The 24,093-nt window shown below is 71.3% G+C and carries 19 protein-coding genes; all 19 read right to left on the reverse strand.

The window, feature by feature from the left end; translation table 11 throughout:
* Positions 1-25: 25 nt before the first annotated feature.
* Positions 26-2,410, reverse strand: a complete 2,385-nt coding sequence (locus DEI86_RS03595; RefSeq protein ID WP_111048833.1) for a transglutaminase domain-containing protein — start codon at positions 2,408-2,410, stop codon at positions 26-28.
* A complete protein-coding gene (locus tag DEI86_RS03600; RefSeq protein WP_111013234.1) occupies positions 2,407-3,825 on the reverse strand; it encodes a DUF58 domain-containing protein in 1,419 nt (472 codons plus the stop codon). Before DEI86_RS03600 ends, DEI86_RS03595 begins: the two co-directional genes overlap by 4 nt.
* Positions 3,822-4,793 carry a MoxR family ATPase gene (locus DEI86_RS03605; protein ID WP_111013233.1) on the reverse strand — a complete coding sequence of 324 codons (972 nt, stop codon included), beginning with the start codon at positions 4,791-4,793 and terminating at the stop codon, positions 3,822-3,824. The genes DEI86_RS03600 and DEI86_RS03605 overlap by 4 nt, the downstream gene beginning before the upstream one ends.
* A 47-nt stretch (positions 4,794-4,840) precedes the next feature.
* Positions 4,841-10,684 carry an Ig-like domain-containing protein gene (locus DEI86_RS03610; protein WP_111048834.1) on the reverse strand — a complete coding sequence of 1,948 codons (5,844 nt, stop codon included), beginning with the start codon at positions 10,682-10,684 and terminating at the stop codon, positions 4,841-4,843.
* Entirely contained in the window at positions 10,685-12,091 is a 1,407-nt protein-coding gene (locus DEI86_RS03615) for a serine/threonine-protein kinase (RefSeq protein ID WP_111013231.1), read from the reverse strand.
* A gap of 145 nt (positions 12,092-12,236) precedes the next feature.
* The gene (locus tag DEI86_RS03620) at positions 12,237-13,064 is read right to left on the reverse strand and encodes a PP2C family serine/threonine-protein phosphatase (protein WP_111009188.1); all 828 of its coding nucleotides are present in this window, start codon (positions 13,062-13,064) and stop codon (positions 12,237-12,239) included.
* Positions 13,065-13,077: 13 nt separating this feature from the next.
* Positions 13,078-13,659: an FHA domain-containing protein gene (locus DEI86_RS03625; protein WP_111025662.1), complete on the reverse strand. Its 582-nt coding sequence runs from the start codon at positions 13,657-13,659 to the stop codon at positions 13,078-13,080.
* A gap of 69 nt (positions 13,660-13,728) precedes the next feature.
* On the reverse strand, positions 13,729-14,502 hold the full coding sequence (locus DEI86_RS03630; protein WP_111013382.1) for a YaaA family protein: 774 nt from the start codon (positions 14,500-14,502) through the stop codon (positions 13,729-13,731).
* Positions 14,499-14,777 carry a F0F1 ATP synthase subunit epsilon gene (locus tag DEI86_RS03635; protein WP_111009190.1) on the reverse strand — a complete coding sequence of 93 codons (279 nt, stop codon included), beginning with the start codon at positions 14,775-14,777 and terminating at the stop codon, positions 14,499-14,501. Before DEI86_RS03635 ends, DEI86_RS03630 begins: the two co-directional genes overlap by 4 nt.
* Positions 14,778-14,779: 2 nt before the next feature.
* On the reverse strand, positions 14,780-16,240 hold the full coding sequence (atpD, locus tag DEI86_RS03640) for a F0F1 ATP synthase subunit beta (protein WP_111048835.1): 1,461 nt from the start codon (positions 16,238-16,240) through the stop codon (positions 14,780-14,782).
* Positions 16,241-16,281: 41 nt separating this feature from the next.
* Entirely contained in the window at positions 16,282-17,184 is a 903-nt protein-coding gene (locus DEI86_RS03645; RefSeq protein ID WP_111013230.1) for a F0F1 ATP synthase subunit gamma, read from the reverse strand.
* Positions 17,185-17,239: 55 nt separating this feature from the next.
* Positions 17,240-18,877, reverse strand: coding sequence for a F0F1 ATP synthase subunit alpha (gene atpA, locus DEI86_RS03650; protein ID WP_111009193.1), 1,638 nt, complete (start codon positions 18,875-18,877; stop codon positions 17,240-17,242).
* Between the two features lie 151 nt (positions 18,878-19,028).
* Entirely contained in the window at positions 19,029-19,823 is a 795-nt protein-coding gene (locus DEI86_RS03655; RefSeq protein WP_111048836.1) for a F0F1 ATP synthase subunit delta, read from the reverse strand.
* A 2-nt stretch (positions 19,824-19,825) separates the two neighbouring features.
* A complete protein-coding gene (locus DEI86_RS03660) occupies positions 19,826-20,386 on the reverse strand; it encodes a F0F1 ATP synthase subunit B (protein WP_111009195.1) in 561 nt (186 codons plus the stop codon).
* A gap of 8 nt (positions 20,387-20,394) precedes the next feature.
* Positions 20,395-20,628, reverse strand: a complete 234-nt coding sequence (gene atpE / locus DEI86_RS03665; protein ID WP_092096151.1) for an ATP synthase F0 subunit C — start codon at positions 20,626-20,628, stop codon at positions 20,395-20,397.
* Positions 20,629-20,684: 56 nt separating this feature from the next.
* Complete coding sequence (atpB, locus tag DEI86_RS03670; protein ID WP_111013381.1) at positions 20,685-21,545, reverse strand: F0F1 ATP synthase subunit A; 861 nt, start codon at positions 21,543-21,545, stop codon at positions 20,685-20,687.
* 104 nt (positions 21,546-21,649) lie between these two features.
* On the reverse strand, positions 21,650-22,129 hold the full coding sequence (locus tag DEI86_RS03675; protein WP_111013228.1) for a hypothetical protein: 480 nt from the start codon (positions 22,127-22,129) through the stop codon (positions 21,650-21,652).
* The gene (locus tag DEI86_RS03680) at positions 22,129-23,400 is read right to left on the reverse strand and encodes an MraY family glycosyltransferase (RefSeq protein WP_111013227.1); all 1,272 of its coding nucleotides are present in this window, start codon (positions 23,398-23,400) and stop codon (positions 22,129-22,131) included. The genes DEI86_RS03675 and DEI86_RS03680 overlap by 1 nt, the downstream gene beginning before the upstream one ends.
* Positions 23,397-24,071, reverse strand: a complete 675-nt coding sequence (locus DEI86_RS03685; protein ID WP_111009198.1) for an L-threonylcarbamoyladenylate synthase — start codon at positions 24,069-24,071, stop codon at positions 23,397-23,399. Before DEI86_RS03685 ends, DEI86_RS03680 begins: the two co-directional genes overlap by 4 nt.
* Positions 24,072-24,093 lie beyond the last annotated feature (22 nt).

Genomic DNA, 24,093 nt, shown 5'->3' on the forward strand with positions numbered 1-24,093 from the left:
TGTCCTCGTTCGAACTCCCGCCATGCTACCCAGCGGAACCCGGCGTCGAGGACGACCGAGCCGGAGCGGACGCGCGCGGCGACCGTGGCCGACGCAGGGAACGGAGCGACGTGGCGGCCCGGAACCGCTGCCACCGCGTCCGGCCGTCCTGCAGCGCCCGCACCGCGGTGTCGGTCGCGGACCACATGCGGTCCGCCGTGGCACCGTCCGCGTCGGCGGGGCCGAACACGACCCGGTCGGCGAGCGCGGCCAATCCCGCTGCCGCCGGGTCCGGTGCCATGCCCGCGACGTCCCGCCGCGTGGCCGCACGTCCGATCGGGACGCCTCGGTCGGTCAGGGCGTCGCGGTACTCGTCCCAGGCGCCGACGACCCGTGCGCGGCCCGTGGGAGCACGACGGCGGCGACGTCGACGCAGGCGTTTGCGGGCGACGACCACGGCGAACGGCAGTGCGACGAGCGCCGCGACGGCCAGCGCCCCGATGACCCAGGGCAGCGCCGCCAGCAGGATCCGGAGCCACAGCGGCGCCTCCGGCGGGGTACCGCGGTCGCTCTGTGGCGGGGTCTGGGTGTCCTGGTCCTCCTGTGCCGCGGGCGGTGGCGGGACGACCGTCTCGGGTCGTGTGACGGGCTGCGGGGTCTGGTCCTGGTCCTCGGGGATCGCCCGGACGGGCGGGTTCGGGTCGATCATGACCCAGCCGTACTGGGCGGTGTCGACCTCGATCCGAGCAGTGACGTCCGCACCACGGAAGGTCGTCCGACCGGTGTCGACGCCGTCGGCCCCGGAACCGCCCGACGCGAACCCGAGGACCACCCGTGCCGGGAACCCGAGGTCCTGCGCCATGAGGGACGCGGCGACGGCGTACTGTTCGCCGTCCCCGATCATGAGCGGCGCGGTGAGGAGCTCGGTGATGCGGTCGGCACCATGGCCCGAACGGCTCGGTCGGTCGTCGCCCACACCGTGGCTGACGTACCCGTGCGTGCGCAGCGCCGCGATCACGGCCGCGAGCTTGCGACCCGTGCCGGTGACGCCCTTCGTCGTCGCGGCGACGGTGTCCGACACGGCCTCGGGGACCTGTGTCGGGGTCGGGACCCGGGCAGCACCGGGGCGCGCGCCGGCGAGCTCCCCTGCGGACGGTCGGGTGGGGACCACCGCGGTCAGCGAGTAGGCGGTCCCGCGGCCCACTCCGCCGACGACGGCCGCGGTGCCGGTGCTCCGGTCGTAGTAGAACGCGTTCCGTTCGGCATCGGCGTGGGAGCCGGTGAATCGGATCTGTTCGAGGTCACCGACCGTGGGCACCCAGACCCCGCCGTACCCGCGTACGTGCACGTCGACGTGCACCCGGCGGCCTCGGACACCGCTCGTGTCGACGGACGTCGGGACCCGACTGAACGTGCCGGACGCGGAGGCACCCGACGGCCCGCCGACGGAGTACACGACGCCGTCGTAGGTGTCGAGCGTCGCGATCCGGACGAAACCGTCGGCCGGGAGCCCGGTGACGGTGAGCTGCGGGGCGTCCGCGGTTCCCGCCTCCTCGTACGCGCGGAACCCGCTCAACGGGCTGACGTAGTCGCGGGGGTCGAACGGCGCGACGACGCTGCTCCGTGCGACGCGGCGGTCGGCGTGCGGGGTCGCGACCACCCCGAGCCCACTCGCGAGGACCCCGGCGGCGACGATGGTCGCGAGTCCCACGAGCGACGGGCGCACGATCGACCGACCGACGTGAACCCGGCTCCCGGCGGTCCCCGCGACCGCGACCGCGCGACGCACCCGCCGGGACACGAGCGCCCACGCCAGGGCCGCCCCCACGAGCACGACGCCGGACACCACGGGGTAGGCGAGCCGCGTGGGGCCGACGAGGACGCCGACCGCGAAGAACGCGAGCGGTGGAAGCGCCGCGATCTCCGGACGGGGTGTCCGGAGGGCGATGGTCACGCCGACGACGACGACGACGAGCGCGGACGCGAAGTAGGGCACGAGGAGCGCCTCGTAGTCGCCCACCGGCGGCCCGATGGTGAGCAGGCGCTTCCACCCGAGGGCGACCGACGAGAACAGGTCCACGAGACCGGCCGGAGTCGGCAGGACCCCGGCTGCCTCGGTCGGGACCGCGGCGGGCACGCCGACGAGGGTGAACGCCGCCACCGTCAGTGCCAGGAGCACCGGGCCGGGGAGGCGCCACCACGAGCCCGCCAGCGCGATCAGCGCCCCGGCGACCACCGCCGCGACGCCGGCCCCCACCATGGCGGACGACCGGTAGAGCGGCCACCACGCGACACTCGCGAGGCCCACGAGCAGCACGACCACGAGCGTGCCGCCGACGACGCGCAGGACCGCGGGACGCCGCTGCCGGCGCTCGCGCTCCGCCCGACGCGAGGAGACGTCGGCGGCGGCCGCGACCGGCTGGGCGCTCACGCCGCTGCCGATCGTCGCAGGGCGTGCCGGAGGTCTTCGAGGTACCCGATCGTGATGACGGTGAGTCCGGGCACCCGGACGACACGCGGCGGCGACTCGGTCTCGCAGATCACCGCGACGACCTCGACGCCGACGGGGAACCGGGTCGCGGCGAGCCGCAGCGCACCGAGTCCGACGGCGGAGCCCACGACGAGGAAGGCGACGGACGTCCCGACGCTGTCGTCACCGACGATCCGGGCCACCTCGCTGGTGGGCAGGGAAGCATCGGAGGCCGCGACGCGCGCGAAGTCGTCGAGCAGCAGCGACGGCGATCGTGTCGTCAGCGGGTGCACCGCGTACACCCGACGCCGCGCGAACTCCGGTGTCCGCGCTGACACGACCACGGTGACCTCGCGACCGTCACGGATGGCGCGGTCGCCGAGGGACGCCGCAGCGCTCACGGCGAGCTCGAACTCGTCGTCGTCGCCGAACTCGCTCCGGGCCGTCCCGAGCGCGACCACGAGGTGCGATCGGCGTGTCTCCTCGAACTGACGGACCATGAGCGCGCCGGTCTTGGCCGTCGACTTCCAGTGCACCGTGCGCGGGTCGTCGCCCGGCTGGTACTCGCGGATGGCGTGGAACGCGATGTCCGCGGGCGACAGGTCGCGCGTGACCTGCCCTTCGAGGTCGCGGACGAGACCGGTGCTGGTGGACGGGATCGCGATCGTGCGCGGGTGCACGATCACCTGCTCCCGCTGCGTCCAGACGACCTCGCGTCGGACGAGGCCGACCGGGTCGGCACGGACGCCGCGGACGGGCCCGACGTCGAGGACGCCGCGGCGGAGGGTCGGGACCGGGACCTCCCGCTCGACCGTGTCCTGCGGGGCGATGCCCGGCAACGCGACGTCGACGAGTCCGGGTCCGACGGGGACCTCGACGCTCGTGGCGACCGTGGGCACGCGGCCCGGGTTCTCCGCCGTGATCCGGACCGTGGCCGTGCCCCCCACCGCGACCCTGCGGGTGGGCAGGTGCATCCGGACGGCCAGGCGCGACCGCCCGACCAACGCGACGAGCGCCACGACCGCGAGCACGACACCGGTCCAGCCGACGGCGACGACCTCACGCAGCCCGTACCGGTACCCGAGGACGAGCGCGACCGCCGTGAGCACCGCCACGGTCCAGCCGAGTCCGGTGACGACCGACGCGACCTGCCCCCCGACCCGCGCGCCGAGCCTCCCGACCGCTCGCGCGAGACGGGCTGCGCCCGCCACGGCATCCGCCGCCCCGCCTCGGGAGCCGCCGACCAGGTGGGTGCGCGCGTTCGTCGCGCCGAGCGTCGCGGTCCGTTCGACGCCCGGGCGACGCGACCGGGTCCCTCCCGGCCGACGGGACGCCGTCCCGGTCGGGGCCCGGTCGCGGGTGGCGCGGTCGGTCACGGAGCCACCCGGTCGACGGGCGGCGGTGTCTCGACCACGAGCTGCGCGACGACGCTCGTCGTGCTGACGCCGTCGAACTCCGCCTCGGCGTCGAGCACGATCCGGTGTGCCAGGACCGGCTCGGCCAGCGCCTTGACGTCGTCGGGGGTCACGTAGTGCCGTCCGCTGAGCGCGGCGAAGACGCGGGCTGCTCGCATGAGCCCCATCGCGCCCCGCACGCTGACGCCGAGACGCACCTCACTCGACGCTCGGGTGCCGTCGACGAGTCGCGCGACGTAGTCCGCGATGACGGGGTCGACGTGGACGGTGCGGGCGAGCGCGGCCATCTCGGTGATCGTGGCGGCGGGCACGACGCTCGCGAGCGGCACCGACGCGGAGGGTGCGGACGGGGTCTCGAGGATCCGCACGGTCGCCGCGTGATCCGGGTACCCGATCGACGTCTTCATGAGGAAGCGGTCGAGCTGCGCCTCGGGCAGACGGTACGTTCCCGCCTGTTCGATCGGGTTCTGCGTGGCGATGACCATGAACGGTGCGGCGAGACGATGCGTCACGCCGTCCACGGTCACGGCGGACTCCTCCATCGCCTCGAGGAGCGCGGACTGCGTCTTCGGGCTCGCTCGGTTGATCTCGTCGGCGAGCACGACGTTGGCGAACACCGGACCGCGGTGGAACTCGAACTCGCTCGTGCGCTGGTCGTACACGCTGATGCCCGTGATGTCGCCCGGCAGCAGGTCAGGCGTGAACTGGATCCGGGCAGTCGAACCCTGCACGCTCTGCGCGAGCGCTCGGGCCATGCTCGTCTTGCCCGTGCCCGGGACGTCCTCGAGCAGCAGGTGCCCCTCGCTCAGCATCGCCGTCACCGCGAGTCGGATCACGAAGGTCTTGCCGAGCAGCACCTGCTCGACGTTCGTGACGATGCGGCCGGCGACGTCGGCGAACCAGGTCGCCTGCTCGGGGGTCATGCTCATGCGGATGTCGTTCCTCTGCGGTGGTGGTGACGTCGGTCACGCGCCGTTCAGCCGTCGGTCGATTGTGGAACGGCCGGCGTGGTGATCGGCGCCGACGCGCCCGTCGGGTCCTGCTGTCCGTTCACCGTCGCCTGCACGCGGATCGTGTCGTACCCCACGGGCACCGGGTCCGTGGTGGTGAACGCTTCGCCCGTCACCGGGTCCGTGTCGGTGCACAACCCCGAGGCTCCACCGATGCAGTAGCTGACGTCGTAGCCGGTGGGCGCGAGCCGACCGTCGTTGTCCGGGGCGTTCACGACGGGCGCCTGGCCCTGCACGGCGCTCGCGATGGTCGCACGCGTGGTGAAGGGCTGGACGGACACGGGGTCGCTCGTGCTGCAGTAGTCGTCCGACGCCGTCGCGCAGGCCACCAATTGGATGGCCGCCTGGTCACCGTACCCGGTGCCGGTCGACCACGTGTCCCCGGTCAGCGGCACCGCCGAGCCACCGTTCACGGTGTAGGCGTAGTGGTCCACGCGACCCCTGGCCGAGGACACCCCGCTGATCCGGATCTGCCAGTTCGGCGAGGTCGGGTCCACCTGCTCGACGTCGACGCTGCCCGTCGGCGTCGCCGGCGGCGCGTAGCTCGTGACGCTCGTCGGGGCGCTGGCGCTGCAGAAACGGCCGTTGTCGGCGTACGCGACGTACTGGTAGTCGCCGTCGCCGCTGATCGTGTCGGTGTCGGTCGCTCCGAACGTCGCACCGGCTCCCGTCGGCGGGCAACCGGACGGGATCGCGGCGCCCGGATCGAACCGGGCGATCGTCAGGCGCGTGGCCGTGCCTCCGGCCCAGTCGGCCTCCGCGGAGGACAGCCGCACCGTGGTCCGTCCTTGGCCGTCGGGGCTGCCCGTGGCCGAGAGCGACGGGGTTGCCGGCTGACCGACGGCCGTCGCGGCGGCGGACGTCCGCTCGTTCCAGTCCGCGGTCGAGAGGACGAGGGCCGCGTTCCGCGCCGACACGGTGGCGGTGTACTGGCCGCCCGGCTGCAGGCCGTCGAACGAGGTGGACGTGGTCGCCGCGCCGACCGTCTGCGCCTGCGTGCCGGACGGCCCCTCGAGGGTGACGACGTAGTTCGAGACCGTGGACCCCGTGCCCGGTCGTGGGACGGCCGCCCACTGCACGACGAGCCGACGTGGCGTCTCCTTGGCCGGCGTGACCGTCACCGAGGCCGGGGCCGCCGGGATGAAGTCGTCGCTCATCACGGCGCTCGCCCCGGACGGCTTCGAGCTGCCGGCCGCGTTCACCGCGGTGACGGTGAACGTGTACCGCTCCTGCGGATCGAGGTCGGTGAGCGTGCAGACGGTGCTCGCACCGCAGTCGTGCGTCGCGGTGCGGCCACCCGAGGTCCGGCTGGTCACGCGGTAGTCCGAGATGGCGGCGTTGTTGGCCGCCGGTGCGTTCCAGGTGAGCGACAACGACCCACCCTGGTACGTCCCCGTCCTGGTGGGCACGGAGGGCTGCTCCGGGACGTCCTGGACCGACACGGTGACGTCGCCCCAGACGTACCGGTCGCGGTCGTTCGTCGCGTCCGCGACCTCGTACTGCAGGTGGGTGTCGACGGGGCGAGCGGACGCGGCCACCCGGACCGTCAGGCGCGCACGGTCGGCGCTCGGGGTGATCGACACGCCCGCGGGGACGCCGCCGGACAGTCCGCGGATCGCGACCACCCGCAGGGGCCGACCGGGGAACGGGTTGGTCGCGGCGTCGTTCGCCAGGACGTCGACGTCGGCGGTCTGTCCACGCTTGACGACGGCGCGGTCCGCGGCCGGCTGCACGAGCGGACGGGTCGACGCCACGACCTCCACCGCGATCGTGCCGCTGCGACCCGCCGCACTCCGGTCGGCGACGCCGACGCCGACGGAGGCCGTCGAGCCCTTGGTCGCGTCGTCGTCGACCGCGAGCGTCATCCGCTGCCCGCTGATCGTCGCCGTGACGCCGCTGGCGGGGCGGCTCACGACGTCGTAGCGCAGCTCGCCGAGGTCCTTCGGGTAGGGGTAGTCCGTCAGCCTCGTGAGGTCCACCGTCCGGCGGTCACCCGGCTGCAGCTCGATCGTGCTCCCGGTGAACGACGGCGGCTGGTTGGTGCGCGGGGTCACCTTGATCGGCAGGACGAGCGTCGCCACGCGGCCCTTGCCTCCGTTCGCGTCGGAACCGTCGGTGACCTCGAACGAGATCGAGGCGTTCCCGTAGTAGAGCTTGGCGGAGGTGAACGACAGGGTGGTCGGGTCGACGACGAGGTCGGCCCCGTTCGCATGGGTCGCCTTGACGGTGCTCGGGTCGGTCACGTGCGCGACGGCGCCGTTGGCCGTCACCACGTACTTCGACAGCGGGATCTGGACCGTCGACTCGCTCCGCACCGTGATCGCCGGGGCGGTGCGGTCGATCTGCGGCAGCGCGTCGTCGAGTCCGGGCACGTGCACGAACGCGTACGAGACGACGTCAGGGTGGTCGCGACGCGCGACGGAGAACGGGATGATCCGGGACCGGGCCGTCACCGGGACCACGATCCGGCCCGACCGCGTGACCCGCGCGCCGTCCGCGTAGCCGCGGACGAGCCCGACGCGGAGGTCCGCGGTCGAGCCCTCGGCGAAGAACGTGTTCGCGAGGACGTCGACGGAGACCGCCTTGCGATGCAGGATGTCGACGAGGTCGAGGGTGGAGTCCGAGACCTCCGGCCGGAGCGGTGCGGCGTCCCGGTCGACGGTGACGGTGAGGAAGGCCGTGCTCGCACCGCCGTCGTCGTTCGCGACGGTGTAGAGGACCGCGAAGTCGCCGCGTCGGGCCGCCGGCGGGGGCGTGACCTTGACCTCCTGGTGCCGCAACACACGGGCCTCGAGACCGGGACCGTTCGGCTCGGCTCGCGTGACCCGCAGGTCACCGCCGTCCGGATCGGAGTCGTTCTCGAGGACCCGGACGGTCACGCTGCCGCCCGGCCGGATGGTGACGTGGTCCGCCTGGGCGACCGGGTTCGACGCCTGGTCCGCCCGCGGCGCGATGCCGACGCGGATGGTCCCGGTCGCACGGGCGCCCAGGGCGTCGACCACCGTGTAGGTGAACTGGTCCGTCCCTGCGGAGTAGTCCCCCGCCGCGTAGTCGAGCGTGGACGCGGTGACGTCGCTGACGGAGCCCTTGTCCGGGTTCGACGCGACTCCGACGAGCTGGACGGAGTCGCCGTCCGGGTCGATCCCCGACAGCGGCACGGTCACCCGCACCGTCTGCCCCGCCACCGCCCGCGCCGTGATCGTGTCCGGGACCGGTGCGGCGTTCGTGGCGGCGTCCCGCTCGCGCACGGCGATCGAGACGACGGCGTCCGCGTGTTGGCCGTCCGGTCCGTCCACGCGGTACACCGCCGTGTAGTTGCCAGGGGTGTCGGGGGCGAGGTACCGGAGGGTGTCTCCCGACACGAACAGCAGACCGGCACCGGCCGGCAGGTTCTGCACCAGGTCCGGCTCGAGCGTCAACGGCTCTCCGTCCGGCTGCGTGTCGTTCGCGAGCACGTCGATCGTCGCCACGTCGCCGACGCGGACGGTCGCGCTGTCGGGCTGGGCGACGGGTGGTTGGACGTGGTCCGGTTCGGGGACCTCGATGACGGTCACCGTGCCGGTGCTCGACGCGAGCCCGTTGGTCTCGGTGTAGGTGAAGGTCACGGGCCCGGAGAGCGGAGCGATCAGCGTCACCCGGACGGTGTGCTGGTCGAGCACGGTGGCCTGCACGCCGCTGCCGCCGTCGACCCCGCTGAGTCCCGTGACGAGCAGGACGCCCCCTGCCGGGTCGATGTCGGTGGCCGTGACGTCCGTGTCCTTCGTGGAGAGCGTGTCCACGAAGACCGTCTTCGGCGTCGTGATGGGCGCGGTCGAGGCGTCCGGCGCCGCCTCGACGGTGACGCGGACGACTCCGGTGGCGGTCTTGGTGCCGTCGGTCACGGTGTAGGCGAGCAGGTGGTCGCCCGGTACGGCGCTCGATACGACGAAGGTGCCCGCGTCGTAGCTCGGCGTCAGCGTGGTCCTGGCCACCGCCGGGACGCTGGTCAGGGTCACCGTGCCGTTGCCGCCGCGCACGTGGTCGAGCGGGTGCACCGTCAGGGGTTCACCCGCGTACGCCTGCACCGCGAACGAATCCGCGGACAGGGGCGCCTTGCCCTGTGCGTCCACGTCGACCGTGAGGGTCCCCCGTCCCTGCAGGCGCCCGTCGCTCACGACCAGCTGCACGGTGCGCTCGCCGGTGCGACCGGAGTGGTCGGTCACGTCCACGACCCCGTCGGGCGTCGTGGTCACGGTGTCGCCGTCCGCCGCGGAGGCAGAGGCCAGGTAGACGGGGTCGCCGTCGGGGTCGACCCAGTCCGACAGCACGTTCGTCGAGACCGTGCCGGCACGGACGACGACGGCGTGGGTGTCGCGGACCTGCACGGGAGCGCCGTTCTGCGCGGGGGTCTTCACGGTGACGCTCACGGTCGCCGAGGCGGTGCCGCCGTTGCCGTCGCTGATCTCGTAGCGGAAGCGGACCGTGCCCGTCGCTCGCGGCGAGAGGGTGATCTGGAGCTGTTGCCGCTCGTCGATGCGGGCGAGCGTCCCCGTCGTACGATCGATGCTGCCGAGGTCCTCGATGACGATCGGGTCCCCGTTGGGGTCGTAGTCGTTGAGGAGCACCGGCAGGACCGTCGTCCGGCCCGGCCGCGCACCGAGGACGTCGTCGGTTGCGACAGGCGGCTTCTGCTCGGTGTCCGCCGTCGCGTCGTCGGACGAGGCCTGTCGTTGCTGCCGGTCGTCCTGCTTCTGGATCAGGTCGCCCCAGTTGTCGATGAGCTGCCCACTCCGGTCGATCGCCCAGGTGCGCCCGGACTCCGGGTCGTTGGCCACGACCGTGTCGCCGTTGTGCTGCACGGTGAGTGACGCCCCCGACGGCACCGCGTCGAGTCGTTGCACGGCTCGACCGTCGCACGTGTCCACGGCCTGGCCCCCGCTCCACGCGCCGAACGTGCACGAGCCGTCGACGTAGGGGCGCGCGGGCGTGCCGGAGACGCCGAGGCGCACCGCCGTCACCCCGCCCGAGGGTGAGACCCGCAGGAGTCCGGCAGCACTCGCCACGGTCACCGCGGTTCCGGACGACGAGGACCGTTGGAGGGTCGCCCGACCGCTCACCCGGTCGCCGAGGGCGACGCGCCGGCCGTCGATCGCGAGCACGGAACTCGTGCGGTCCAACACGGCCAGGTGGTCGCCGACCACCGCGGTCTGGAGGTCGTGCTTCCGGGACATCGCGACGTCGAACGTCCGCCGGACGCTCAGGGACGTCCCCACCGCGACGAGCGACGCGGTGCCGGTGCGGGGCGAGTAGACGGCCACGTCCGAGTCATCGGCATCGAACACGGCGTCGGCACCGAGGGTGAGGTCGGCCTTCGTGGCGGTGTCGAACGCACCGATCGCGTCGGCAGGGGTCGCCCACAACTGCCCCGTGTCACCGTTGCCGATCACCCCCGTGCCGCCGGCCAGGAACACCTGCGGGGATCCCGAGGGCAACGTGACCGGATCCCCGAGGGTGGCGTCGGCGACGTCCACCCGCGTGAGCGTGCCCTTCGTCTCGTCGACGCTCCACACCCGGTGGCCTCGCTGCACCACCGCGAGGGTGTCCGAGGCGGCCGCGACCGCCGTGTTGAGCTGGAGCACGCCGGTGTTCGCGCGGCCGACCGCTCCGTACTGTCCGCTCGGGACCCACACGGTCCCGTCGCCGAGGTCCACCCGCTGCGTGTGGTAGCCGCTCGAAACGATCGCGGTGGTGGCGACGACGACCATCACCACGAACGCGACGATCGTGGTGATGAGCACCGAGCGGTGCCGTCGCAGTACGACGCGCAGCACCTAGTCGTCCCCGATGGTGACGCACTTCTGGGCGCTCTGGTCGCCGTTCTTGCCGTCCCGGTTGACCGCGACGGCGACGCATTCCTCGTCGCCCCGCTTGCCCGAGACGACGAAGCTCCGCCCGGTCTGCTGGCTCGTGCCGCCGTTCGAACTGATGACGTACGTGTCACCGGCGCGTGTGCCCGGGTCACCCCAGCGGAACGTGACGGTCGTGCCGACGGTCGTCGCCCGGATGTCCGACACGGTCGGGATCGATCCCGAGCCGGTCCGGGTCAGCACCAGCGTCGCCGACACGGCGACCACGGCGACCACGACGGCGGCCAGGGCGGCCCACAGCAGGGTCGACCGCGACCGCCGGCCGACCCGGGCCGTCGACGCGCTGCGGTGCACCGTGCCGACGCTCCGGGACGCCGTGGTCGTGAGCCCGCCGCGCGGGGACTGCCGCGCACGGCGCCGACGGCCACCGGCGACCGGCGCGGCGACGTTGCGGAGCATGGTGCGGTCCGTGGCGTCACCGACCGACGCCATCGCCCAGTTCTCGACCTCGACCTCGGCCGGGGTCTGCGGGAGACCGAGTTCTGCCTCCACCTGTTGGAGTCCGCGGACGAACTCGATCGCCGTCGCGGGCCGCTGTTCCGGGCGTCGGGACATCGCCGCCGCGAGGAGCCGCTCGAGCGACGGGGGGACGTCGGGCCGCCCGGTCGGCTTCGGCGTGCCCTTGTCGATGCGGCCCATGAGGTCGTCCGCACCGTTCGCGCCACCAGGTACCTCGAAGGGGCTCCGGCCGGCGAGCAACGAGTACACCGTCGCGGCGAGCGAGTAGACCTCGGACTGCACCGAACCGCGGGACTCGTCCATGAGCACCTCGGGCGCGGACCACGGGATCGACATCCCGATCGGTTCGTCCGGGTCGGCCTCGCCGATGGAAGCGGCGATACCGAAGTCCGACAACACCGGGCTGCCGTACGCGGTGCGGAGGATGTTGGAGGGCTTGACGTCCCGGTGCAGGACGCCCTCGCGGTGCGCGGTCTCGAGGGCGGACCCGACGCGGACACCGATCGCGAGGACCTCGGACACCGGGACCGGGTCCCGACGGTAGCGCTCGCTCAACGACGCCGAGCAGAGCTCCATCACGAGGTACGGCCGACCGTCGGCCGCCACGCTGGCCTGGAGCACCGTCAGGATCGACGGGTGGGTGCTGAGCCGCGCCATGAGGTTCGCCTCGGACTGGAACGACTGCCGCACCCGGTCGTCGACGACCTCGTCGAGGAGGACCTTGACCGCGACCTGGCGACGCGGCATGTTCTGCTCGTACAGGAACACGTCGGCGAACCCGCCCGATCCCAGGACGTGCACGTACGTGAAGCCGGGGAGCACGGGTGGCGTGGACGGCAGGCGGCGGGCCATGACCTCTCCTTACGACCACGTGCTCCGAGCGCGACCGCGATCCGGCCCGCAACCCCTCGATTCTACGGAGCGGTCCCGGCGTCGTCGGTCGGTCTGTGGACAACTGCACGGCGTCGGCACCCCAGTTCGGGGGTGGTGACGGACCTCAGGCGGACCGGTGGCGGGGCAGCGTGTCCTCGACGTCGTCGGCGTGCGGCGCGGCGTCGACCTGCAGGACCACGACCGTCACGTTGTCGCGGCCACCGGCGACGATCGCGTCACCCACCAGGCGCTCGGCGAGCTGCTGCGGGTCGTCCACCTTCGCCGCGATCCGGGAGATCCCCACGTCGCCGATCTCCTTCGTGAGACCGTCGGAGCAGATGATGTAGCGGTCACCCGCGTGCAGCGGCAGCGTCCAGAAGTCGGGCTCCGGCGTCTCGCCGAACCCGACCGCGCGCGTGATGACGTTGCTGTCCGGGTGAGACTCGGCGTCCTCGGCGCGGAGCAGCCCGGCATCCACCATCTCCTGGACCACAGAGTGGTCGACGGTCACCCGTCGCATCGCGCCGTTCTCGACACGGTAGGTCCGCGAGTCCCCGACATTGAACACGAGCGCCGCGGGGACGCCCCCTGCCGCGATGATCGCGACGCCCGTCACGGTGGTGCCGGCACCGATCGCGTTGCCCCCGGCCGCGCGCTCGATGTCCGACGTCGCGCGCACGAGCGCGGCCTGGATCGCGTCCTCCGAGGCGAAGACGTCGCGGAGCGCCCCGAGACGACGGACCACCGCGTCGCTCGCCCGGTCCCCCGCGAGGTGGCCGCCCATGCCGTCCGCCACGACGAAGAACGGCGACTCGACGAGGTAGCTGTCCTCGTTGTGGTCGCGACGCCGACCGACGTCGGTCGCGGCCCCCCACGAGAGCGTGAGGGCACCGCCGTCCGCACCGGGCAGGGCCAGGGAGTGCGCCGACGTCGGTCGGCCGAGTTCCGTCACGGGTGGGTCGCTCTCAGTCGTGGTGTCGTGGGATCGGTGGGAGGTCGAGGGGGTCACCGGCCAGACCGCCGCGGGTCGCTTCCGGGATGCGGAGGTGACGGGACAGGATCTCGACGGTGTTGCCGTCCCCGATGTCCACCACCGTACCGGTGAGCACGACGATCGCGGCACCGGAGGGCATGCGGAACGGACGGGCACCGGGCGCACGCACGACCGTGCCGTTCGTGGACGCGAGGTCCTCCACGACGACGGCGGTTCCCTCAGCGCGGACGGCGAGGTGCGAGCCCGAGACCTCACCGTGCCGGGAGGGCACGGTGACGAGCAGCGGCCGTGCGGTGAGCGGCACCCGCGGTGGTGCGGGACGACGACCGATGACCACCGGCCGGTCGAGCCGGACGACCTGTTCGCCGACCCGGATCGCCGGGACGCGCCCGGACTCGACGCCGTCGGTGCCCGGATGCGGCGACCCGGTCGTGGTCGACCCTGCCGTGGGCCGCGCCGGACCGCCGTCGTCACGGGCGTGCCGCACGTGGGGATGCGGCGGGGACGGCCGCGTCACCGGACGTCCAAGGATGGTGTCGTCGTCCTCGCCCATGTCCACCTCCCCGGATCGGTCGTTCCACCGTAGTCGACCGTGCTCCCCTGCCCGCGAGGGCGGCACTCGTCACACTGTCGCGGGTTCGAGGGTCTCCGCCACGAGGTCCCATCCGTCGGACGTCCGATCGAGCCCGATCCCGACCGTCCGAGCCCAGTCGGCGAGGTCCGACATGGACCCCGGCTCGATCTGAGCCCGACCGAGTGCGGAGACGAGCCGGCCCTTCGCGGTCTTGTTCCAGTGGTTCAGCGCGCGGCGACGGCCGTCCGTTCCCTCCGACACGACGCGGAGCCGGACCGATCCGGACACCGGCCCGAGCGCACGGTACCCCTCGGAACGGAGGTCGAGCACGACGCCGTCGACTCCGCGCGATCCGAGCGCCCGCGCGGTCGACCCCGGCCACACGCTCCCCAGGCGGAGGTTCCCCAGCCGCGCGTCGTGGGACAGGCGGTAGGCCGGGATCGGATCACCAGCCGCGATGGGACCGAACATCGCGGACTGCACGATCACGTGTCGCTGCCACCACTCGCGGACCGCCGGCGGCGCGGAGGACGCGTCGAGTGGGTCGTACAGGACACCCGTGTACCGCTCCACGGCCGGGAGGGTCGGCGCACCCTCCAGGGAGAGGTTGCGGAGACGCTCCCCCACGGATCGCGGACCGAGTCGCAGCGCGTACCGCGCCGACTCGTCGTCAGAACTGACGGAGCGGGCCGCGGCGATCACCGCGACCCGCTCACTGGTCAGTTCTGGGAACGACAGCGCACCGAGGTCGAAGGGGCGCGTGTCGTCACCGCCCTCCCGCTTGGTCTCCGACGGCGGGAGGAGGATCGTCAGTCCGCTCAGGCCCGTCCTCCGGTGGACGCGAGGGCGGCCTGGCGCGCCACGATCGTGACGGTGTCGTGTTCGACCGACAGGAAGCCGTCTTCGGCGTCCGCGTGGACGGTGCTCCCGTCGGCGCGCGAGATCCGCACCTGCCCCTGCGCGAGGATGGCGAGCATGGGCTCGTGCCCCGCGAGGACACCGATCTGCCCCTCGGTCGTCCGGGCCACGACCATGGTGGCGTCGCCCGTCCAGACCTCTTGGTCGGCCGACACGACGCTCACGGTGAGACCGGCCATGATCAGCGGTTCTCCTTCTGGATCTGCGCCCACTTCTCCTCGACGTCGGAGATCGCACCGACGTTGAAGAACGCCTGCACGGCGACGTGGTCGAACTCGCCGTCCGCGATGGCGCGGAACGACTCGATCGTGTCCTTGAGCGGGACGGTGGAGCCCTCGACGCCCGTGAACTTCTTCGCCATGTAGGTGTTCTGCGAGAGGAACTGCTGGATCCGACGAGCACGCTCGACGGTGATCTTGTCCTCTTCGGAGAGCTCGTCCACACCGAGGATCGCGATGATCTCCTGCAGCTCCTTGTTCTTCTGGAGGATCTGCTTGACGCGGGTCGCGGTCTCGTAGTGGTCCTGGCCCAGGTAGCGCGGGTCGAGGATGCGCGAGGTCGACGCGAGCGGGTCGACCGCCGGGTACAGGCCCTGCGACGCGATCTCACGCGAGAGCTCCGTCGTCGCGTCGAGGTGTGCGAACGTCGTGGCCGGCGCCGGGTCGGTGTAGTCGTCGGCCGGCACGTAGATCGCCTGGAGCGAGGTGATCGAGTGGCCCCGCGTCGAGGTGATGCGCTCCTGGAGCACACCCATCTCGTCGGCGAGGTTCGGCTGGTAGCCCACCGCGGACGGCATGCGACCGAGCAGCGTCGAGACCTCGGAGCCCGCCTGCGTGAAGCGGAAGATGTTGTCGATGAACAGCAGCACGTCCTGCCGCTGGACGTCGCGGAAGTACTCGGCCATGGTCAGGGCCGACAGCGCCACGCGGAGGCGCGTTCCCGGCGGCTCGTCCATCTGGCCGAACACCAGGGCGGTCTTGTCGAAGACCCCGGCCTCGTCCATCTCGCCGATGAGGTCGTTGCCCTCACGGGTGCGCTCACCGACGCCCGCGAACACCGACACACCGCCGTGGTCCTGGGCGACGCGCTGGATCATCTCCTGGATGAGGACGGTCTTGCCGACACCCGCACCACCGAACAGGCCGATCTTGCCACCCTGCACGTACGGGGTGAGGAGGTCGATGACCTTGATGCCCGTCTCGAACATCGTGGTCTTCGACTCGAGCTGGGCGAACGCCGGGGCCTTGCGGTGGATGGGCCAGCGCTCGGTGATCTCGATGTGCTCACCGGGCTGGGCGTTGAGGATGTTCCCCGTGACGTCGAACACCTTGCCCTTGGTGACGTCACCGACCGGCACCGAGATCGGCGCACCGGTGTCGCGGACCTCCTGGCCGCGGACGAGGCCGTCCGTCGGCTTGAGGGCGATCGCGCGCACCAGGTCGTCGCCGAGGTGCTGGGCGACCTCGAGCGTGATCTCCTGCTGGTTCTCGCCGAGCGTGATCGTCGTGTGGAGCGCGTTGTAGATGTCGGGGATCGCGTCGTGCGGGAACTCGATGTCGACGACGGGGCCCGTGACGCGGGCGATCCGGCCGACGCCGGGTGCCGACGACGACTCGACCGCGATGGTGGCGGTGTCGGTCATGGCTGGTGCCTTCCTGGGGGTGGTTTCTGACCCTGGTGGGGTTACTTCTTGGTGCCGGAGAGCGCGTCGGCACCGCCGACGATCTCGGAGATCTGCTGGGTGATCTCGGCCTGACGCGCGTTGTTCGCGAGCCGCGTGAAGTCGCGGATCAGCGAGTCCGCGTTGTCACTGGCGGACTTCATCGCGCGCTGGCGAGCAGCGTGCTCCGAGGCGGCGGACTGCAGCATCGCGTTGAAGATGCGGCTTTCGATGTAGACGGGCAACAGGGCGTCGAGGACGGCGTCCGCGTCCGGCTCGAACTCGTACAGCGGGAGCGGAGCGTCGTCCGCCGGAGCGTCGACTCCCTCGACCACCTCGAGCGGCAGCAGTCGCACGACCTGCGGCTCCTGGGTCACGAGGCTCACGAACCGGTTGAACACGATGTGGATCTCGTCCACACCGCCCTCGGACGTCTCCTGCAGGAACTTGCCGACGACCGCGTCGCCGATCTCCTTGGCCGTCGAGAAGGACGGCTGGTCCGTGCCGCCGATCCACTGCCGCTCCGAGTCACGCTGGCGGAACGAGAAGTACCCGACCGACTTCCGGCCCACGAGGTAGTAGACGACGTCCTTGCCCTCGCTGCGCAGCAGCGACGCGAGCTCCTCGGTCTGCTTCAGCACGTTCGAGCTGAACGCACCGTTCAGCCCGCGGTCCGACGTGAACACGACGATCGCGGCACGCGTCGAGCTGGCCGGTTCGGTCGTCAGCACGTGCTCGACGTTCGAGAAGGTGGCCACGGCGGACACGGCACGCGTCACGGCCCGCGAGTACGGGCCGGACGCGGCCATGCGGGCCTGCGCCTTCTGGATCCGCGACGCGGAGATCAGCTCCATGGCGCGCGTGACCTTCTTGGTCGTCTGCGCCGAGCGGATGCGCTGCCGGTAGACCCGGAGTTGTGCTCCCATTGCTGTCCGTTCTTGTTCGGGAGGTGGAGATCGTCAGGACGCGCGGACCCGGAGGTCAGCGGCGTCCGCGGACGATCTGCTCCTGATCGACGTCGTCGGCGTCCGCTGCGGCGAACTGCTCGTTCCCGACCGAGGCGAGCGTCTTGCCCTCGCCCGTCTGGAACCCCTTCTTGAAGTCGTCGATCGCCGCACCGAGCGCCGAGATCGTGTCGTCGTCGAGGACGTTCGTCTCGCGCAGCGTGTCGAGGATCGACGTGTTGCGCTTCAGGTGGTCGAGCAACTCGGCCTCGAACCGGAGGACGTCCGACACCGGGACCTCGTCGAGCTTGCCGTTGGTGCCGGCCCAGATCGAGACGACCTGGTCCTCGACGGGGTACGGCGAGTACTGCGGCTGCTTGAGGAGCTCGGTGAGCCGGGCTCCGCGGTCGAGCTGACGACGCGAGGCCTGGTCGAGGTCCGAAGCGAACATCGCGAAGGCCTCGAGCGCCCGGTACTGGGCGAGTTCGAGCTTGAGCGTCCCGGAGACCTTCTTGATCGACTTGACCTGGGCGTCGCCCCCGACGCGCGACACCGAGATGCCCACGTCGACCGCCGGACGCTGGTTCGCGTTGAACAGGTCCGACTGCAGGAAGATCTGGCCGTCCGTGATCGAGATCACGTTCGTCGGGATGTAGGCCGAGACGTCGTTGGCACGGGTCTCGATGATCGGCAGGCCCGTCATCGAACCGGCACCGAGCTCGTCGGACAGCTTCGCGCAACGCTCGAGGAGCCGGGAGTGCAGGTAGAAGACGTCACCCGGGTAGGCCTCGCGCCCCGGCGGACGACGGAGGAGGAGGGACACCGCGCGGTAGGCCTCGGCCTGCTTCGACAGGTCGTCGAAGATGATGAGGACGTGCTTGCCGCCGTACATCCAGTGCTGACCGATGGCCGAGCCGGTGTACGGGGCGAGGTACTTGAAGCCCGCGGGGTCGGAGGCGGGGGCGGCGACGATGGTGGTGTACTCCATCGCGCCGGCGTCCTCGAGCGCACCCTTGACGGAGGCGATCGTCGAACCCTTCTGGCCGATCGCGACGTAGATGCAGCGCACCTGCTTGTCGACGTCGCCGGACTCCCAGTTGGCCTTCTGATTGATGATCGTGTCGATCGCGATGGCCGTCTTGCCGGTCTGGCGGTCGCCGATGATGAGCTGACGCTGACCGCGGCCGATCGGGATCATGGCGTCGATGGCCTTGATGCCGGTCTGCATCGGCTCGTGCACCGACTTGCGGGCCATGACGCCCGGAGCCTGGAGCTCGAGGGCGCGGCGGCCCTCCGACGCGATCTCGCCGAGGCCGTCGAGCGGGGTGCCGAGCGGGTCCACGACGCGCCCGAGGTACCCGTCGCCGACGGGGACGGAGAGCACCTCGCCGGTGCGGGTGACTTCCTGGCCCTCTTCGACGCCGGCGAACTCGCCGAGCACGATGACGCCGATCTCGTCCTCGTCGAGGTTCTGCGCGAGGCCGAGCGTGCCGTCCGCGAAGCGGATCAGCTCGTTGGCCATGACGCCGGGGAGGCCCTCGACGTGGGCGATGCCGTCGGCTGCGTCGATCACGTGACCGACCTCGGCCGTGGAGGCCTTCGTCGGCTCGTAGTTCGAGACGAAGTCCTTCAGGGCATCACGGATCTCATCGGGGCTGATGGTGATGTCTGCCATGGGGATATTCCTTGTTGGTTTTCGAGACCGATGGCCCCGAGGTGTGTGTGCCCGTTCGAGTCGGACCTCGACGGCCCCACCCTGGTTCATCTCGGACGCGTTGCTGCTGACCGTGTGGTGTCGAGGGTACGTCCTGCCCCCGACCTCGTGCTCAACCGGCGAACTCGAGGCGCAACTGCTGGAGCCGCGTGTTGACGGTGCCGTCGATGACGTCGCCGCCGACCTGGACCCGGATGCCGCCGACGACGGTGGGGTCCACGACCTCGTTCAAGTTGATCGTGCGCCCGTACCGGTTGGCGAGCGTCCGGCCGAGGCGATCCCGCTGCTCGTGCTCGAGCGGTGCGGCGCTGATCACCACGGCGACGACCTGGTCCGCCTCCGCGGCGACGATCTCGGACGCGGCCCGCACGATCTCACCGATCCGGCGACCGCGCGGCTGCTGCACGAGGGCCGACAGGATCGCGATGGTCTGCGCCGAGGCCTTGCCGTCGAGCAGTCGCTCCACCAGTGCCGCCTTCTGCTCGGGGCTCCCGAGCTTCGTGCCGAGTGCGAGCTCGAGGTCGGCATCGGAACGGACGGCGGTCTCGAACGTGAAGAGCTCGCGCTCGATCGACGTCTCGGGTCCGGCACTGCGCGCGAGAGCGCGGATGCCCGCGTCCTCGATGCCCGCGAGGAGGTCCAGGTGCGACGACCACCGCTCCGCGACGACCGCCGAGAGCACCGCGCGGACCGCGTCCGAGCGCGAGGCGAACACCCGCTGGACGAGCGCACGCTTGCCGTCGGCGTCCGCCGTGGCGTCGCCGAACACACCGAGGAGCTGGGGAGCGCCGGCGATGGTCCGGCCCGCCGAGAGGATCTCGACACCGGCGGACAGGTCCGCGGCGTCTCCGAGCTCCGCGAGGGTCTCGCGGACGGCCTCGAGTGCGGTCCTGGTGGCGCTGCGCATCCTCAGTGCTCCGTTCCGGCCTCGGACCGCGCGGACGACGCCTCGAGGTCGGCGAGGAACCGATCGACCACCGCGGCGGCCTTCGCGTCGTCCTTGAGGGACTCGCCGATGACACCGGACGCGAGGTCGATCGCGAGCGATCCGACCTCGGAGCGCAGCGACTGCACGGCGCTCGCACGCTCGGCCTCGATCTGGGCCTGCGCGTTCGCGGTGATACGAGCGGCGTCGGCCGCGGCCTGCTCGCGGACCTCGTTGCCGATCGCGGTCGCGTCGGCACGGGCCTGCTCACGGATGCGCGCGGCCTCGGCACGGGCGTCGGCGAGCTGCTTGTTGTACTCGTCGAGCGCGGCGACGGCCTGCTGCTGGGCTGCCTCGGCCTTCTTGATGCCGCCCTCGATGGCCTCCGTGCGCTCGTCGAGCATCTTCGTGATGCGCGGCGTGACGACACGCCAGAACACGATGAAGATGATGATGAACGCGACGAGCGACCAGAGGATGTCATACGTCTCGGGGAGGAGCGGGTTGTGCGTCTCCCCGGCCGCGGTGATCAGTGCGTTCTGCATCGGGAGCCTTACGCGAAGATGTAGTACGTGGCGATGCCGATGAAGGCGAGCGCCTCGGTGAAGGCGATACCGATGTACATCAGGGTCGTCAGGCGGCCCTGGAGCTCGGGCTGGCGGGCGACCGACTCGATCGTCTTGCCCACCACGATGCCGACGCCGATGGCCGGGCCGATCGCCGCGAGGCCGTAGCCAACCGTCGCGATGTTGCCGTTGATTGCCGCGAGAACGGTCGTTGCGTCCACGTGTTTTCCTTCCTGGGGGTCGGTCCCGGCGGACGCCGGGACCGGAGTGAGGTTCGTTAGTGCTCGTCAGCCAGCGCGAGCTGGATGTACACAGCGGTGAGGAGCATGAAGACGTAGGCCTGGAGGAGCGCCACCAGGATCTCGAAGAAGCTGAACGCGATCCCGAACGCGAGCGTCCCGATCCCGAAGACCTTGAACAGGCCGTGCGACTCCGTGAAGAAGAACCAGGTCGCCGAGAAGAACAGGACGAGCAGGAGGTGCCCGACGACCATGTTCATGAGGAGTCGCAGCGTGAGCGTGATCGGCCGGAGCACGAACGTCGAGACGAACTCGATCGGCGTCACGATGACGTACAGGTACCAGGGCACACCGGGCGGGAACAGCGCGTTCCGGAGGAACGTCCCGGCGTGCTTCCGGAGTCCGGCGTAGATGAACGCGATGTAGGCGATCACCGCGAGCAATGCCGGCATCGCGATGCGGCTGGTGCCCTGCAGGTTGAGACCCGGGATGAGTCCGCTGAGGTTCATGAACAGCACGCCGAAGAAGATCGAGGCGAGCAGCGGCAGGTAACGCCGACCCTCGCGCTCGCCCAGGTTGTCGAACGCGTTGCGCCGCACGACGTCGAAGCCGTACTCGATCATCGCCTGCCCACGGTTCGGGACGAGCTTGAGCGCCCGGGTCCCGGCGAAGGCGAACACGAGCAGCACAGCGACCGCGATGAACCGGATGATGACGAGCCGGTCGATCTCGATCGGGGTCCCCGCGAAGAAGATCGGGTCGGGGAAGAACTCGTTGATCGAGGGACCCTGGAACGTCGCGGCGTCACTGCTCCCCGCCGCGACGGTCGAACCCGCAGCGGTGAGGGACAGGGGAAGAGCGTGGGATAGCAGCGCTGTCTCCTGTGTCGAGCGCGCAATGAGCACGCGGAGGTGGACTGAGTGGAGGCGATCCGATCGGAGCAACGGGGCTCGGCGACACGGACTTCCAGAAGCCTATCAGGTGTGGGAGCCTTCTCGGTCTCTCAGGCGCGAGGGTCCGACCGGCCGTCGCGGTCTCCCGGCAGCGGCACGTCGATGGGCACACGAGCCCGCGCGACCGCCGAGACGTCGATGACGAGGCTCCCGACGATGCCGACGATGATCGCGATCGCCATGACGACGCGGTCCACCCAGTCCTGGTCCCGCAGGACGGCGAGGATCACCACGAACAGGATGAACTTGACGAGCCAGGTACCCATCACGATGCCAAAGAAGGCACCGCTGATCATCTGCCCGCGGGAGACCCGGAGCGCGACGAGCACGCTCGCGGCCGTCAGGCCCAGGAACACCACGCTCATCACGGCGCCGACGAGACCACCGGCCAGGCCGGGACCACCCGCGACGAGGAGCCCGACGACGCCGCCGACGACGGCGAGGACGACCGCGAGCACGGCTCCCTGGACGAGGATCCGGCGGAAGACGGGGCGGACGTGGTCGAGCGCGTTCGGCGCGGGGGTGCTCATCAGCGGGACTCTCCGGTGGTCGGTCGGCGCGGCGATGGCGCCGCGTCCGGGATGGTGCGGGCGCCGTCGCGGCGGGACGCGGCGCGGTCGAGGGGATCGAGGGCCGGGTCGACCGGGACCTCGCCACCCGCCGCGCTCTGGGCGACGATCTCGGCGCGTTTCCTGCCGAGGGGCGCGAACGTGACGACGGCGCACACGAGGAAACCGACCGTCACGAACGCGAGCACCCAGTACCAGGGCAGGAACAGGAACAGCAGGCCTCCGACGGCCACGACGGCGGTCCAGCCGTAGAAGATGAGCACCGCGTGGAAGTGCGAGTGTCCCATGTCCAGCAGCCGGTGGTGGAGGTGCTTGCGGTCGGCCGAGAACGGGGACTTCCCCGCGCTCACCCGGCGGAACACCGCGAGTCCGAAGTCGAGCATGGGCACGACGAGGATCGCGAACGGCAGCAGGATCGGGATGAACACCGGGAGCAGCTGCGTCCGCGTGTGCACCGCCGCGGGGTCGATGTTGCCCGTGAGCGACACCGCGCTCGTCGCCATGAGGAACCCGACGAGCAGCGCTCCGGCGTCACCCATGAACAGCTTGGCGGGATGCCAGTTGAGCAGCAGGAAGCCGAAGCAGGCACCGACGAGGACCGCGGTCAGGAGGGACGGCAGGTTGAAGAAGAACTCGGTCTGCACGACGATGCGGTTCACGAAGAAGCTGTACAGGAAGAACACGCCGCCGCCGATGATCGCGACGCCCGCGACCAGCCCGTCGAGACCGTCGATGAAGTTGACGGCGTTCATGACGAGGACCACCGCGAGCACCGTGAAGATGAGCGACATGTAGCTCGAGCCGACCGTGAGCGAGTTGCCGATCGGGAGCGACACGATCGCGACGCCCTGCCAGGCGAGGATGCCCGCCGCGATGATCTGCCCGGCGAGCTTCGTCATCCAGTCGAGGTCCCAGATGTCGTCGGCGACCCCGAGCACGACGATGATCGTGGCGCCCGCCAGGACCGCCAGGACACGACCGGGCTCGGCGAACACGAGCCGGAAGTAGTCGACGCCCGCGATGTGCGGGAACACGAACCACGCGCACAGCAGCGACACGATGATCCCGAGGAACATCGCGATCCCGCCGAGGCGCGGGGTCGGCGTCCGGTGGACGTCACGCTCGCGGACCTTCGGGTACCACCGGTACCGCATCCCGAGCTTCCACACGACCCAGCTCAGCCCGAAGCTCACGGCGGCCGCGATGGCCCCGGCGAGCAGGTAGTACCTCATGTGACGAGGTCGCCACCGGCGACGCGCTCGATCTCGGCGTCGGGGATCACCCCGTGCCGGACGATGCGGAGCCCGCCCCCGGTCGCGAGACCGGTCGCGTCGACGATGGTCGAGCCGGTCGAGGCCGCGACGCCCTCGTGCGGGGCGAGCCGGCCACCGTCGAGGTACACCGCGACGCTGTCCCCGAGCATGGCCTCGGCCTCGTCGACGTCCATCGCGGCGGGCACGCCCGTGGCGTTGGCGCTCGACACCGCGAGCGGACCGACCTCGTGCAGGAGTTCGAGCGCGATGCGCTGGTCCGGCATGCGCAGCGCGACGGTGCCCCGGGTCTCGCCGAGGTCCCAGTCGAGCGACGGCTGCGCCGGGAGGATGACCGTGAGGCCGCCCGGCCAGAACTCCGCGACGAGATCACGCACGACCTCCGGGACCTCGGCGGCGAGGGCGTCGAGCGTGGCGATCCCGGGGATGAGGACGGGTGGCGGCGACTGCCGCGTGCGGCCCTTGGCGTCGAGCAGTCGCTGCACGGCCTTCGCCGAGAAGGCGTCGGCCGCGAGACCGTAGACGGTGTCGGTGGGGACGACGACGAGCTCCCCGCGACCGAGCGCGGCCCGTGCGAGCCGCATGCCGGTCAGGAGTCCGTCAGCATCGGAGCAGTCGTGTCGGGAGGCCATGGCCCGCCCATGATAGTGCGGG

It is taken from the genome of Curtobacterium sp. MCBD17_028, from assembly GCF_003234875.1.
Taxonomy (GTDB): Bacteria; Actinomycetota; Actinomycetes; order Actinomycetales; family Microbacteriaceae; genus Curtobacterium.